This is a genomic window from Pseudomonas sp. Hp2 (assembly GCF_006386585.1).
In the GTDB taxonomy this organism is placed as follows: Bacteria; Pseudomonadota; Gammaproteobacteria; order Xanthomonadales; family Xanthomonadaceae; genus Pseudomonas_S; species Pseudomonas_S boreopolis.
Window position 1 is genome coordinate 267,777 of record NZ_VAHJ01000004.1, and the last position, 13,160, is coordinate 280,936.

Below are 13,160 nucleotides of genomic sequence, written 5' to 3' on the forward strand. Positions count from 1 at the left end.
CGCGGGCTCACACGTCGCCGTCCTGGCTCCAGCCTTCGCCGCTGCCCCGCTGCAGCACGCGGTCGGTATCGAGGACTTCGCCGGCCGGGATCGCGTCCTGGTCGGCCAGGCGCGCGTAGACCGGGGTGAAGTCCGGCGCGGTCGCCTGCATCAGCTGCTCGAAGCTGTCGATGACGAAATAGGTCTTCTGGAAGCTGTCGATACGGTAGCGCGTGCGCATGATCCGTTCCAGGTCGAAGCCGATCCGGTTGGGCGCGGGCGATTCCAGCGAGTACAGCGACTCGCCCTTGGACGAGACGATGCCGGCGCCGTAGATGCGCAGGCCGTCGGGCGTGTCGATCAGGCCGAACTCCACCGTGTACCAGTACAGGCGGGTGAGGTTCTGCAGCGCCTCCGGGCCGATGCCGTGCGCCTTCACGCCGCCGCGGCCGTAGGCCTGCATGTAGTCGGCGAACACCGGGTTCATCAGCAGCGGCACGTGGCCGAACAGGTCGTGGAACAGGTCCGGTTCGGCGATGTAGTCGATCTGCTCGGGCCGGCGGATCCACCACGTCACCGGGAAGCGGCGGTTGGCCAGGTGGTCGAAGAAATCCAGTTCCGGCAGCAGGCCTTCCACGCCGACCAGGGTCCAGCCGGTGGCCGCGCCGAGCGCCTCGTTGAGCCGGTCGAAGCGCGGGATCGCGCGCGCATCCATGCCCATCGCGTCCTGCGCGCGCAGGAATTCCCCGCAGGCGCGCCCGACCAGCAGTTCGCGCTGGCGCGCGTAGAGCGTGCCCCAGGTGCGGTGGTCGTCGGCCGAATAGCCCTCCCAGGGCTGCTCGACCACGGCGGTGGTGTAGACCGGCACGTAGCCCTTGTCGGTGAGCTGGTTCTCGACGCGGCGGGGAACGGCGTTCATCGCGGACTCCGGGATGGGATCGGGCTGGATGCACGATAGCGGAGCGCGGGCGCAACGGGCTTGCAAAGTTGCGCGGAAAAGCCGATTTAGCGCAATCTTGTTGCGTCAATGGATTTTTCAGCGCAACACATGGCCGCCTCGATCCCGCTCGACCGCACCGATCTTCGCCTGCTCGCCCTGCTGCAGACGCAGGGCCGCACCAGCAACGCCGACCTGGCGGCGCAGATCAATCTCTCGCCCTCGGCCTGCCTGCGCCGCACCCAGCGCCTGGAGGCGGCGGGAATCATCGCCGGCTACGGCGCACGGCTGGACGCGCGCGCGCTGGGCCTGGGGCTGCAGGCGTTCGTGCGGGTGCAGCTGAAGCAGCACGGGCAAGGCGACATCGAGCGGTTCGCCGAAGGCGTGCGCGGCTGGGACGAGGTGGTGGCGTGCTGGGCGCTGACCGGGGACATGGACTACCTGCTGCACGTGCAGGTGCAGGACCTGGAGCACTTCTCGCGCTTCCTGCTCGACCGCCTGCTCAACGCCACCGGCGTGTCCGACGTCAATTCCAGCTTCGTGCTGCTCACGGTGAAGGAACCGGTCGCGCTGCCGCTGTCGCATCTGGATTAGGCGCCCGGCGTTGGCCTACACTCGCCGCCGGTCCGGCGGAGCCGGCGGTTTTCTACGGCGATCAAGGAAGGGGGGATCGAATGGACGCGAACCGGCGTGTGTCGAGGGAGCGCGTGAACGGGGTGTTCTTTGCCAGCGGCCCGGGGTTCTGGGAAACCCGGCCGGTGTTCTGGCTGTTCGTGGCGACGTCGTCGCTGTGCCTGCTGTTCGATTCGCGGGCGCTGGGGTGGAGCGGTCTGTCGGCGTTGATGCTGGGGGCCTGGGCCAGCCGGCGCGGTTGGCGGGTGCGTGAGGCGCGGCGATTGGGTGGGGATTAGCGGTTCGTCGTTGGTTCCGCCATCTGTTTCTTCACGCTGTCTCTGCGGTCGTCCCGGCGAAGGCGGGGACGAAGGACTGCTGCTTGCGAGCCACTGGCCCGCGCGATACTGAACGCCATCGGGTCATGTCCGATGGCGGGGATGCGAAGACCCAGCGCCTTCCGGACAGCGTGCAGTGGGCGTTGCGGGACTTGACCTTCGCGGAAGCGACGGCAGGTTTTCCCGTGGCACGCGCAAGCCACGGACCGGCGGCTTGCCGGTCATGGGCAGCCGTGGCGACTCGGGAGGGGCTCAGTCCCCGGCCGGGGCCGGGCAGTCGCCCTCGCGGCGCATCAGCTTGCTCAGGCGCGAACGGTTTTCCAGGCATTCGCGGTGGGCGGCTTCGGCGGCTTGCCTGGCGGCGGCGCGGGTGGCGTTGCTGCGCTGGTCCTGCAGGCGCGCGACCGCGGCCCGGATCTGCGGCATCGCCGCCATCGCGGCGCGCTCGCCTTCCAGGATCGCGGCGTTGCGCTGGGCGAAGTCGGCCGCGCCAATGTCCAGCACCTTCGGCCGGATCACGATGTCGGCGCGCTTGAGCTCGGCTTCGCCCAGGCGCTGGCCCATGATCGCGATCGACTGGTTCACGGTGCCGAGCAGGTCGCCCGGCGCCTTGCCGCTGGCCTTGCTGGAAATGTCCACGGCGACGACGAACTCGGCGCCGAGCTGGCGCGCGGCGTCCACCGGCACCGGGCTGACCACGCCGCCGTCGACGTAGTGGTACTGGCCGATCGTCACCGGCTCGAACACGCCGGGAATGCTGCTCGAGGCGCGTACCGCCTGGCCGGTGTTGCCGCGCACGAACACGGTGCGCTCGCCGTCCTCCAGGCGGGTGGCGACCGCGGCGAACGGCTTGGCGAGCTTGTCGATCGGCTTGCCGCCGACCTGCTGGTTGACGTAGTCCTGCAGCTTCTGGCCCTGCACCAGGCCGCCGGAGAACAGGCGCACGTCGCGGATGCTGGCCTGATCCAGCGCCACCGCCTTCTCCTGCATCTGGAAGGCGTCCATGCCGCTGGCATAGAGCGCGCCGACCACGCTGCCGGCGCTGGTGCCCGAGACCACGACCGGGGCGAAGCCATTGGCTTCCAGCATCTTGATCACGCCGATGTGGGCGAAGCCCTTGGCGGCGCCGCCGCCGAGCGCGATGCCGATCTTGACCGGCTTGGCCTGCGTCGCGGGGACGGGCGGGGCGGACGGCGGCGGTTCCGGGCGCGCGTTGCCGCCGCAGCCGGCGAGCAGGCAGGTCAGGGAGGCGGCCAGCAAGGGAAGCAACAGGGAGCGCGCGCGCATCGTGGGCAGCGGAAATGGACGGAACAGGCGCGGCAGCATACCGGCTGCGCGACGGCGATTCACCGGCGCGGGCGCGGGAAGACGGCGCCCGCGCCGGTGGGGCTTCAGAAACGGTTGTCGCCGTCGAGGATGCGGCCCAGCCCGCCCAGGATCGAGCCCTCGCCGCGGTCCTGGCCGCCGCCCTGCGGCGCGGCGGCGAGCATGCGCCCGGCCATGCGCGAGAACGGCAGCGATTGCAGCCAGACCTTGCCGGGACCGGTGAGCGTGGCCAGGAACACGCCCTCGCCGCCGAAGAACATGCTCTTGAGCCCGGCGACGCGGCGCACGTCCATGTCGACCGTGGCGTGGTAGCCGACCACGCAGCCGGTGTCCACGTCGATGCGTTCGCCGGCGGCCAGTTCGCGCTCGACCACGGTGCCGCCGGCGTGCACGAACACCCAGCCGTCGCCCTCGAGCTTCTGCATGATGAATCCCTCGCCGCCGAACAGGCCGGTGAGGATCTTGCGCTGGAAGGCGATGCCGAGCTGCACGCCGCGCGCGCCGGCCAGGAAGCTGTCCTTCTGGCAGATCAGCCGGCCGCCGTGGTCGGCCAGGTTGATCGCCAGCACCGTGCCGGGATACGGGGCGGCGAAGGCGACCTTGGCCTTGCCGCTGCCGGTATGGGTGTAGACGGTGGTGAACAGGCTCTCGCCGGTGACCACGCGCTTGCCGGCCGACAGCAGCTTGTCCATGAGGCCGCCGGAGCCGCCCTGGCCGCTGTGCGAACCGTCGCCGAACACCGTGTCCATCTGCACCGCGGAATCCTTGTACATCAGCGCGCCGGCCTCGCCGATCGCGCTCTCGCCGGGGTCGAGTTCCACTTCGACGAACTGCATGTCGTTGCCGATGATGCGGAAGTCGATCTCGTCGGCGCGCCGGCCGCTGCCGGTCAGCGGCGGCGGCACGCCCGGGCCGGCGGCGGCGCCGAGTTCGGGGATCTCGCGGACCGGCTTCCAGCCGCCCATGCCCTCGCGCCAGCCCATCGCGCCGGGGTTGAGGCGGGCATGCTGGCGCGCAGCGTCGTCGTCGAGCGGCCCGGTGCGCTCGGAATGTCCGGGGACGTGGAAGTACCACTGGGCCATGGCGAAGCTCCTGGTGTGCGATGGCGCGAGTCTAGGCACGCCGACGTGACCGTCGCCATCTGCCCGAAGTCATGGATAAGGCGGCGGTGAGCGACACTCGCAGAAGCCGCTCCCACAAAAGCCGCTTCTGCACGGATTCCGCGGTGCTTAAAGCCCGCCGGGGCGAGTCAGCTCCCGACCACCGCCATGTAACGCCCGTTCTCCTGCTGCACCCGCACCGGGCCGTCGAACACCGCCGAGAGCTTCTCGTCGGTCAGCAGGGCATCGCGCTCGCCATCGGCGAAGATGCGCCCGGCGCGCAGCAGGATCACCCGCTCGATCTCCGGCACGATCTCCTCGATGTGGTGGGTCACCAGCACCAGCGTGATGCCCTGCTGGGCGAGGTGGCGCATGGTGTCGACCAGGTGCTGGCGCGCGATCAGGTCCAGCCCGGTGGACGGCTCGTCCAGCAGCAAGGCCTGCGGGCGGTTGACCAGCGCGCGCGCGATCAGCACGCGCCGGGTCTCGCCGGCCGACAGTTCGGCGTACGGGCGGTGCAGCAGCGGCAGCGCGCGGGCCAGGGCCAGGGCCTCGGCGGCGCGTTCGCGCATGGCCTCGGTGACCTCGCGGTGGGCCGGCACCACGTAGCTGGCGAAGAAGCCGGACAGCACCGCGTTCTCCACCGTCAGCCCCGGCATGTCGGCCAGGTTGACGCTGAGGTCGCCGGTGACGATGCCCAGCTGCGAGCGCAGCCGGTCCACCTGCCAGCGGGTCTGGCCCATCACGCTCACCGGCGGCCTGGCCGACGCCTCGTTCCCGACCCGCGCCAGCGGGTACAGCTCGCGGGTGATCAGCTTGATGAAGGACGACTTCCCGCACCCGTTGGGGCCGAGGATCGCGGTGTGCTGGCCGGCGTCGATGCGCAGGCTGAGTTCGTGCAGGACCTTGACCTGGCCGCGCATCACGCTGGCGCGGTCGAGCTCGATCAGAGGCGGCGGAACGGCGACGGCACTGGCGGCAACGGACATGAATGCGGGGTCTGGGGTATCGGGAAGGGGCCGCCTGAACGACATACGCCGGCGACGGGTGAAGTTTGCCGCCATTCGCCCCATGATGTCTTCTCCCCCGCGCCACCGAATGCCGCCCGCCGGCCAGGAGTCTTCCGCATGTTGCCCGACCCGATCATCCACTTCCTCACCGGCGGACTGCTGGCGCCGGGTTGGTGGGGCATGCTCGCGGTGCTGCTGGTGTTCACCCAGCTGACGATCTTCTCGGTGACGCTGTACCTGCATCGCAGCCAAGCCCATCGCGGCGTGGACTTCCATCCGGCGCTGGCGCACTTCTTCCGCTTCTGGACCTGGCTGACCACCTCGATGATCACCCGCGAATGGGTGGCCATCCACCGCAAGCACCACGCCAAGGTCGAGACCGAGGAAGACCCGCACAGCCCGCAGACCAAGGGCATCGGCCGCGTGTTCTGGCGCGGCGTGGAGCTGTACCGCGAGGCGCGCGGGATGCGCGGGGACATCGAGCAGTACGGCAAGGGCGCGCCGGACGACTGGATCGAGCGCCGCCTCTACACGCCGCACGCCAACCTCGGCCCGGTGCTGCTGTTCGCGGTCAACGCGCTGCTGTTCGGCCTGCCCGGCGTGGCCCTGTGGGCGATCCAGATGGCCTGGATCCCGTTCTGGGCGGCCGGCGTGGTCAACGGCCTCGGCCACTGGTGGGGCTACCGCAACTTCGAGTCGGCCGACACCTCCACCAACCTCACCCCGTGGGGCGTGTGGATCGGCGGCGAGGAACTGCACAACAACCACCACGCCTTCCCCAGCTCGGCGCGCTTCTCGATGCGGCGCTGGGAGTTCGACATCGGCTGGGCCGCGATCCGCCTGCTGGAGGCGCTGCGCCTGGCCAAGGTGTTGCGCGTGGCGCCCAAGCTCGACATCCGCCCCAACATCGCCGTGCCCGATGCCGACACGCTGCGCGCGCTGCTCTCGCACCGCTTCCAGGCGATGACCGACTACCAGCGCAACGTGATCGCCCCGGCGCTGAAGGAAGAAGCCGCCGCCGCCGGTGCCAAGTTGCGCCAGCTGCTGCCGCGGCGCCTGCGCAAGGGCCTGGTCGACGACGGCCGCTGGCTGCAGCCGGATGCGCGCGAGCAGCTGCGTACCTGGGTCGAGCAGCGCCCGCGCATGCGCACCCTGGTCGAGTACCGCGCGCGCCTGTCCGCACTGCTGGAGGCGCGCAGCCACGACGCGGCCGAGCGCCTGCGCCAGCTGCAGCAGTGGTGCCACGAGGCCGAGGCCAGCGGCATCGCCGCGCTGCAGGCCTATGCCGCGCGCCTGAAGGGCTACGCCTTGCGCACCGCGTGAAGCGCATCCGCGCCGATGCCCGCAGCGCCTACGAACGCCGCCCCGGGCGGCGTTCGTCGTTCGGGGCATGGCTGCTGCTGGGCGTGGCGGGCCTCGCCTGCGGCCAGATCGCCGACACCGGCGACTACCTGCGGCGCATGGACCGCGACGGCGATGGCCGGGTCAGCCTCGAGGAATACCTGGACTGGATGACGTATGCCTTCGACCAGCGCGATCGCAACCGCGACGGCGTGCTCGACGCCAGCGAACTGCCTGGCGGGCGCGGCAAGCCGGTGACGCGCGAACAGCATCGCGCCGCGCTGGCCGACCGCTTCCGCAAGCAGGATGCCGACGGCGACGGCCATCTCAGTGCGAGGGAGTTGCTGGCGCCGCCGCGCTGAGGGTTTCCGGGCGACCGCCTGTCATCGCCGAGCGCGGCCACGGTCCAGGCGCCGTGATGCCGTCGCAATCCGCTGACGGCACTTTCACGCTCACTCCCCAAGGATGCACGCCATGCATCCTGCGTCTTCCTCCTCCGATCCGCGCGGCAGCCAACGAGAAGACGGCCTGCTCGCCGCATTCGTGCAGGCGCGCGGGCTGACCGCGCGGCTCGCCGCGCCGCTCAGCGCCGAGGACGCGATGGTGCAGAGCATGGAGGATGCCAGTCCCGCCAAGTGGCACCTGGCGCATACGACCTGGTTCTTCGAGCGCTTCGTGCTGCGGTCCGATCCGCGCTACCGGCCGTTCGAGCCGGCATGGGACTACCTGTTCAACAGCTACTACCAGAGCGTCGGGCCGATGCATGCGCGGCCGCGCCGCGGCCTGCTCTCGCGGCCGTCGCTGCAGCAGGTGCGCGACTATCGCAGCGCCGTGGAAGAAGCGGTGATCGAACGCCTGCAGCGGGGCACGCTCGACGCGGATGCGCTCGACATCGTGCAGCTCGGCATCCAGCACGAGCAACAACACCAGGAGCTGCTGCTCACCGACATCAAGCATGCGCTGTGGAGCAACCCGCTGCAGCCGGCCTACCGCGACGACCTGCGCCTGCCGCGCGCCGGGACGTCCACGCTGCGCTGGCTGCCGCGCGGCGAACGCATTGCGCAGATCGGCGCCGACGCGTGGCCGGCCGCGGCCTCGTTCGCCTACGACAACGAATCGCCGCGCCATCGGGTGCTGGTGCCGGCGCACGCGCTGGCGAGCCGGCCGGTCAACAACCGCGAGTACCAGGACTTCGTCGACGACGGCGGCTACGCGCAGCCGTCGCTGTGGCTCAGCGACGGCTGGGCCGCGGTGCAGGCGCAGGGTTGGCGGCGGCCGCTGTACTGGCATGAGGACGGCCTGCGCGAGTTCACGCTGGGCGGCTGGCGCGAACGCGACCCGGACGCCCCGGTGTGCCACCTGAGCCTGTTCGAGGCGGATGCGTTCGCGCGCTGGGCCGGCGCGCGGCTGCCGACCGAAGCCGAGTGGGAGCAGGCCGCGACCGGCGTGGCGGTGCACGGCAACTTCGTCGAGGACGAGCTGCTGCACCCGGTGTCGGTGCCGGCCAGCGACGCCGGCCTGCAGCAGCTGTACGGCAATGTCTGGGAGTGGACCGGCAGCGCCTATCTTCCCTATCCCGGGTTCCGGCCGTGGCAGGGGGCGCTGGGCGAGTACAACGGCAAGTTCATGAACGCCCAGTGGGTGTTGCGCGGCGGCAGCTGCGCGACGCCGCGCGAGCATGTCCGCGCCAGCTATCGCAACTTCTTCCAACCTGCCGCGCGCTGGCAGTTCGCCGGCGTGCGCCTGGCCAGGGACCTGGCATGAGCGCAGCCGCCTTTGCCGGGCGCGCCCCGGTGACGTTGACCGACCTCCACCCGCGCCCGGACGACATCGCCGCCGACGCGGTGGCCGGCCTTTCGCGCACGCCCAAGCACCTGCCGTCCAAGTATTTCTACGACGCGGAAGGGTCGCGCCTGTTCGAGGCGATCACGCGCCAGCCGGAGTACTACCTGACCCGGACGGAACTGGCGCTGCTGGACGCGCGCATGCCGGCGATCGCGCAGGCGATCGGGCCGGGCGCGCACGTGGTCGAGTACGGCAGCGGCAGCGGCCGCAAGACCGAGCGGTTGCTGGAGGGATTGATCGACCCGGTGGCCTATACGCCGGTGGAGATCTCGCGCACGGCGGTGCTGGAAGCCACCGAGCGGCTGGCCGGGCGCTTCCCGCAGCTGGAGATGCTGCCGGTCTGCGGCGATTTCACCCGACCCCTGCAGTTGCCGCAGGCGCGCCGGCACGCGCGGCGCATGCTGATGTTCTTTCCCGGTTCCACGATCGGCAACTTCACCGACGCCGAGGCGGTACGCCTGCTCGACGCGATGCGCAGGAGCATGGGACGCGACGGCGCGGCGCTGATCGGCATCGACCTGGTCAAGGACCCGGCGCTGATCGAGGCGGCCTACAACGACGCGGCCGGCGTCACCGAGCGCTTCACCCTGAACCTGCTGGAACGCCTCAACCGCGAGGTGGGCAGCGACTTCGACGTGGATGCGTTCGCGCACCGCGCGGTGTACGTGCGCGAACGCGAGCGCATCGAGACCGCCCTGGTCAGCCGGCGCGCGCAGACGGTGCACCTGGCCGGGCGCGGCTTCCGGTTCGAGGAAGGCGAGGCGATGCTGGTCGAGTACAGCCAGAAGTACAGCGACGACCACTTCGCCGAACTGGCCGCGATCGCCGGCCTGCGCGTCACCCATGGCTGGAACGATCCGCGCGACTGGATGGGGCTGCGGCTGCTGCGGCCGTCGTGACCGACGGCCGGTGACGTCCCCCGTTCGTTCGATGGCATCGGGCGGATGCCACCGAACGCGGGCGCGGCGGCTCAGGCCGCCTGCACGATGTGCAAGGCCTTGGGGTTGCGCCACTGCGCCAGCAAGGCGGCCTCGCGCGCCTTGGCTTCCTTGAGGTGCGCCTCCTTGACGTGGCCGTAGCCGCGGATGTGTTCCGGGATGCCGGCGATCTGCGCGGCCAGGCCGACGTTGTCGGCGTCGAGCTTCTCCAGCAGCGACGCCACGGTGGCCGCGTACTCGGCGATCAGCTGGCGTTCGAGGCGGCGTTCGGCGGTGTAGCCGAACACGTCCAGCCGGGTGCCGCGCAGCTTCCTCAGCCGGGCCAGCCACTTGAACGCGGTGAACATCCAGGGGCCGTACTCGCGCTTGACCAGGCGGCCATCCGCATCGCGCTTGGCGAACAGCGGCGGGGCCAGGTTGAAGCGGACCTGGTAGTCGCCTTCGAACTGCTGCTCCAGCTGGCGCTGGAACTCGCCGCTGGTGTAAAGCCGCGCCACTTCGTACTCGTCCTTGTAGGCCATCAGCTTGAAGTAGTAGCGCGCCACCGCCTCGGTCAGGGCGGTCGAGCCGGGGGCGCGCCGCGCTTCCGCGTCGCGCACGCGCTCGACCAGCGCGCGGTAGCGCGCCGCGTAGGCCGCATCCTGGTAGTCGGCCAGGAAGGCCGCGCGCCGCTCGATCGCCTCGTCCAGCGAGCGCGACAGGCGCTGGTCGTCGAGCGGCGCGTACATCCCTTCGGCATCGTTGGCGGCCGGCGGGCGGTGCGCGTCATCCACGCCTCCGCCAGGCGCGCCGGCCAGGCCGGCCGCGCGCTGCACCGCCGGCAGGTCGATCGCGGCCAGCCGGCCCCATGCGAACGCCTGCTTGTTCATCGCCACCGCGGCGCCGTTGAGTTCGATCGCGCGCATCAGCGCGGCGAACGACACCGGCACCAGGCCGAGCTGCCAGGCGTAGCCGAGCATGAACAGGTTGGTGGCGATCGCGTCGCCCAGCAGCGCGGTGGCCAGCTGGGTGGCGTCGAGCAGCAGCGGATCGCGCCCGCCCAGCGCCACGCGCACGCCGGCGACGATCTCCGCGGCCGGGAACTGCATGTCCGGACGCGTGGTGAAGGTGCCCGGCATCGCCTCGTAGGTGTTGAGCACGACCTGCGAGCGGCCGGCGCGCACCTTCGACAGCGCCGAGTAGTCGTTGACCACGACCATGTCGCAGCCCAGCACCAGGTCGGCCTCGCCGGCGGCGATGCGCACCGCGTGCAGCTCCTGCGGGCTTCGCGCGATCCGGAAGTGGGTGGTCACCGCGCCGCCCTTCTGCGCCAGCCCGGTCTGGTCGAGCACGGTCGCGCCCTTGCCTTCCAGGTGCCCGGCCATGCCGAGCAGCGCGCCGATCGTCACCACGCCGGTGCCGCCCACGCCGGTGATCAGGATGTTCCAGGGCCGCGCGAGGTCGCTGCGGAACGCCGGCTCGGGCAGGTGCTCCAGCAACGCGTTCGCATCGTCCTTCCTGCCCTTGCGCAGTCGCCCGCCGTGCACGGTGACGAAACTCGGGCAGAAGCCGGACACGCAGGAGAAATCCTTGTTGCAATTGGACTGGTCGATCTCGCGCTTGCGCCCGAACTCGGTCTCCTTCGGCAGCACCGACACGCAGAAGCTCTTCTCGCCGCAATCGCCGCAGCCTTCGCAGACCAGCGAGTTGACCAGGGCGCGCTTGGCCGGATCGGGCAGCTTGCCGCGCTTGCGGCGGCGGCGCTTCTCGGTGGCGCAGGTCTGGTCGTAGATCAGGATCGACACGCCCTTGACCTCGCGCAGGCGCTTTTGCACCTCGTCGAGCTCGGCGCGGTCGTGGAATTCCACGTCGGCCGGGAACAGCTCGCGGCGGCGCGTCCACTTGCCGATGTCGTCGGACACCAGCACGATGGCGTGGATGCCCTCGGCGCGCATCTGGTGGGCGATGTCCGGCACGGTCAGCGTGCCGTCCACCGGCTGGCCGCCGGTCATCGCCACCGCGTCGTTGTAGAGGATCTTGTAGGTGATGTTGACGCCGGTGGCCACCGATTGGCGGATCGCCAGCGTGCCGCTGTGGAAATAGGTGCCGTCGCCGAGGTTCTGGAACACGTGCGGCGTGGTCGTGAACGGCGCCTGCCCGGACCAGGACACGCCTTCGCCGCCCATGTGGGTGAAGGTGTCGGTGCGCCGGTCCATCCACGTCACCATGTAGTGGCAGCCGATGCCGCCCATCGCGCGCGAGCCTTCCGGCACCACGGTCGAGGTGTTGTGCGGGCAACCGGAGCAGTAGTGCGGCACGCGCGGGAAATGCGCGCGCGGCAGCGCCATCTCCGCTTCCTTCTGCTCCATCCAGCGCAGCCGCTGCTCGATCGATTCGCTGTCGAAGAAGCGCTGGACGCGCTTGCCGATCACCGCGGCGATGGTGGCCGGGGTCAACTCGCCGGTCGACGGCAGGATCCACTCGCCCCGTTCGTCGTACTTGCCGACGATGCTCGGGCGGGAGCCCCAGGCGGCCGGCCAGTTGTAGAACAGCTCCTTCATCTGCGACTCGATGAAGGCCTTCTTCTCCTCGACCACCACGATGTCCTCGAGCCCGCGCGCGAACGCGGCGATGCCCTGCGGCTCCAGCGGCCAGGTCATGCCGACCTTGTAGAGCCGGATGCCGATGTCGGCGCAGGCGCGCTCGTCCAGGCCCAGGTACTCCAGCGCCTGCAGCACGTCCAGGTAGCTCTTGCCGGTGGTGACGATGCCCAGCCGCGCCCGCGGCGAGTCCATCACCGTCCGGTCGATGCCGTTGGCGCGCGCGAACGCCTGCGCCGCCTTGACCGCGTAGCGGTGCAGGCGCATCTCCTGCTCCAGCGGCGGGTCGGGCCAGCGGATGTTCAACCCGCCCGGCGGCAGCTCGAAGTCCTCCGGCAGCACGATCCGGCGCGCGAACGGGTCCACGTCCACCGAGGCCGAGGACTCCACGGTCTCGGCGATGGTCTTGAAGCCCACCCAGCGCCCGGTATACCGGCTCATCGCCCAGCCGACCAGGCCGAGGTCGAGGATGTCCTGCACGCCGGCCGGATTGAGCACCGGCATCATCGCGCTGACGAACTCCTCCTCGCTGCCGTGCGGCAGCGAGGAGCTGCGGCAGGCGTGGTCGTCGGCGGCCAGCGCCAGCACGCCGCCATGCGGCGAGGTCCCGGCGGCATTGCCGTGCTTGAACACGTCGCCGCTGCGGTCCACGCCCGGCCCCTTGCCGTACCACATGCCGAACACGCCATCGACGGTGGCGCCGGGGAACAGCGGTACCTGCTGCGTGCCCCACACCATCGTCGCCGCCAGGTCCTCGTTGAGGCCCGGCGTGAACTTCACCTTGGCCGCCTCCAGGTGCTTGCGCGCGCGCCACAGCTCCAGGTCGAACCCGCCCAGCGGGCTGCCGCGGTAGCCGCTGATGAAGCCGGCGGTATCGAGCCCGGCCGCGTCGTCGCGCAGGCGCTGCATCAACGGCAGCCGCACCAGCGCCTGCACGCCGCTCAGGTAGATGCGGCCGTCGGTGCGGGTGTACTTGTGCTCGAGCGTGTAGTCCGCATCCACAGTGCCGGGCGCCGGGGTGACGGCAGGGGAAGGCGGCGTGGATTCGGCGATGCTGGTCATGGCGTTCCCGGTGGGGTGGCGGGCGGGAACCTCGACTCGATGGAGATCCCCCGTGACCGCGGGATTGTAACAGCGCGTATTTTTCGTCCTGGG

The 13,160-nt window shown here is 70.6% G+C and carries 11 protein-coding genes; 6 read left to right on the forward strand and 5 right to left on the reverse strand.

From position 1 onward, the window contains the following. Positions 1-7: 7 nt before the first annotated feature. On the reverse strand, positions 8-898 hold the full coding sequence (gene phhA / locus FD678_RS14200) for a phenylalanine 4-monooxygenase (RefSeq protein ID WP_140724866.1): 891 nt from the start codon (positions 896-898) through the stop codon (positions 8-10). Between the two features lie 129 nt (positions 899-1,027). Here phhA and FD678_RS14205 point away from each other — a divergent pair, with 129 nt between their 5' ends. Together FD678_RS14205 and FD678_RS14210 are read left to right on the forward strand one after the other, a co-directional pair. Further along, the gene (locus tag FD678_RS14205) at positions 1,028-1,510 is read left to right on the forward strand and encodes an Lrp/AsnC family transcriptional regulator (protein ID WP_140724869.1); all 483 of its coding nucleotides are present in this window, start codon (positions 1,028-1,030) and stop codon (positions 1,508-1,510) included. Between the two features lie 80 nt (positions 1,511-1,590). Then, a complete protein-coding gene (locus FD678_RS14210; RefSeq protein ID WP_140724872.1) occupies positions 1,591-1,827 on the forward strand; it encodes a hypothetical protein in 237 nt (78 codons plus the stop codon). A gap of 291 nt (positions 1,828-2,118) precedes the next feature. On the opposite strand, the gene FD678_RS14215 is transcribed toward FD678_RS14210, so the two are convergent. The 3 genes from FD678_RS14215 to FD678_RS14225 all read right to left on the reverse strand — a co-directional run bounded on the left by FD678_RS14215 (position 2,119) and on the right by FD678_RS14225 (position 5,281). Then, positions 2,119-3,153 (reverse strand): patatin-like phospholipase family protein, encoded by a 1,035-nt coding sequence (locus FD678_RS14215; RefSeq protein WP_140724875.1) that lies wholly within the window; start codon positions 3,151-3,153, stop codon positions 2,119-2,121. Positions 3,154-3,257: 104 nt separating this feature from the next. After that, a complete protein-coding gene (locus FD678_RS14220; protein ID WP_140724878.1) occupies positions 3,258-4,274 on the reverse strand; it encodes an AIM24 family protein in 1,017 nt (338 codons plus the stop codon). A 167-nt stretch (positions 4,275-4,441) separates the two neighbouring features. Next, positions 4,442-5,281 (reverse strand): ABC transporter ATP-binding protein, encoded by an 840-nt coding sequence (locus FD678_RS14225; protein WP_140724881.1) that lies wholly within the window; start codon positions 5,279-5,281, stop codon positions 4,442-4,444. Positions 5,282-5,419: 138 nt separating this feature from the next. Here FD678_RS14225 and FD678_RS14230 point away from each other — a divergent pair, with 138 nt between their 5' ends. The 4 genes from FD678_RS14230 (at position 5,420) to egtD (ending at position 9,387) form a co-directional block, all read left to right on the forward strand. Beyond that, on the forward strand, positions 5,420-6,625 hold the full coding sequence (locus tag FD678_RS14230; RefSeq protein WP_140724885.1) for a DesA family fatty acid desaturase: 1,206 nt from the start codon (positions 5,420-5,422) through the stop codon (positions 6,623-6,625). Then, on the forward strand, positions 6,622-7,005 hold the full coding sequence (locus tag FD678_RS20425; protein WP_218569735.1) for an EF-hand domain-containing protein: 384 nt from the start codon (positions 6,622-6,624) through the stop codon (positions 7,003-7,005). Before FD678_RS14230 ends, FD678_RS20425 begins: the two co-directional genes overlap by 4 nt. Positions 7,006-7,117: 112 nt before the next feature. After that, a complete protein-coding gene (gene egtB / locus FD678_RS14240) occupies positions 7,118-8,407 on the forward strand; it encodes an ergothioneine biosynthesis protein EgtB (RefSeq protein WP_218569736.1) in 1,290 nt (429 codons plus the stop codon). After that, on the forward strand, positions 8,404-9,387 hold the full coding sequence (egtD, locus tag FD678_RS14245) for an L-histidine N(alpha)-methyltransferase (protein WP_140724893.1): 984 nt from the start codon (positions 8,404-8,406) through the stop codon (positions 9,385-9,387). The genes egtB and egtD overlap by 4 nt, the downstream gene beginning before the upstream one ends. A gap of 71 nt (positions 9,388-9,458) precedes the next feature. On the opposite strand, the gene FD678_RS14250 is transcribed toward egtD, so the two are convergent. After that, complete coding sequence (locus FD678_RS14250; protein WP_140724897.1) at positions 9,459-13,067, reverse strand: indolepyruvate ferredoxin oxidoreductase family protein; 3,609 nt, start codon at positions 13,065-13,067, stop codon at positions 9,459-9,461. Positions 13,068-13,160 lie beyond the last annotated feature (93 nt).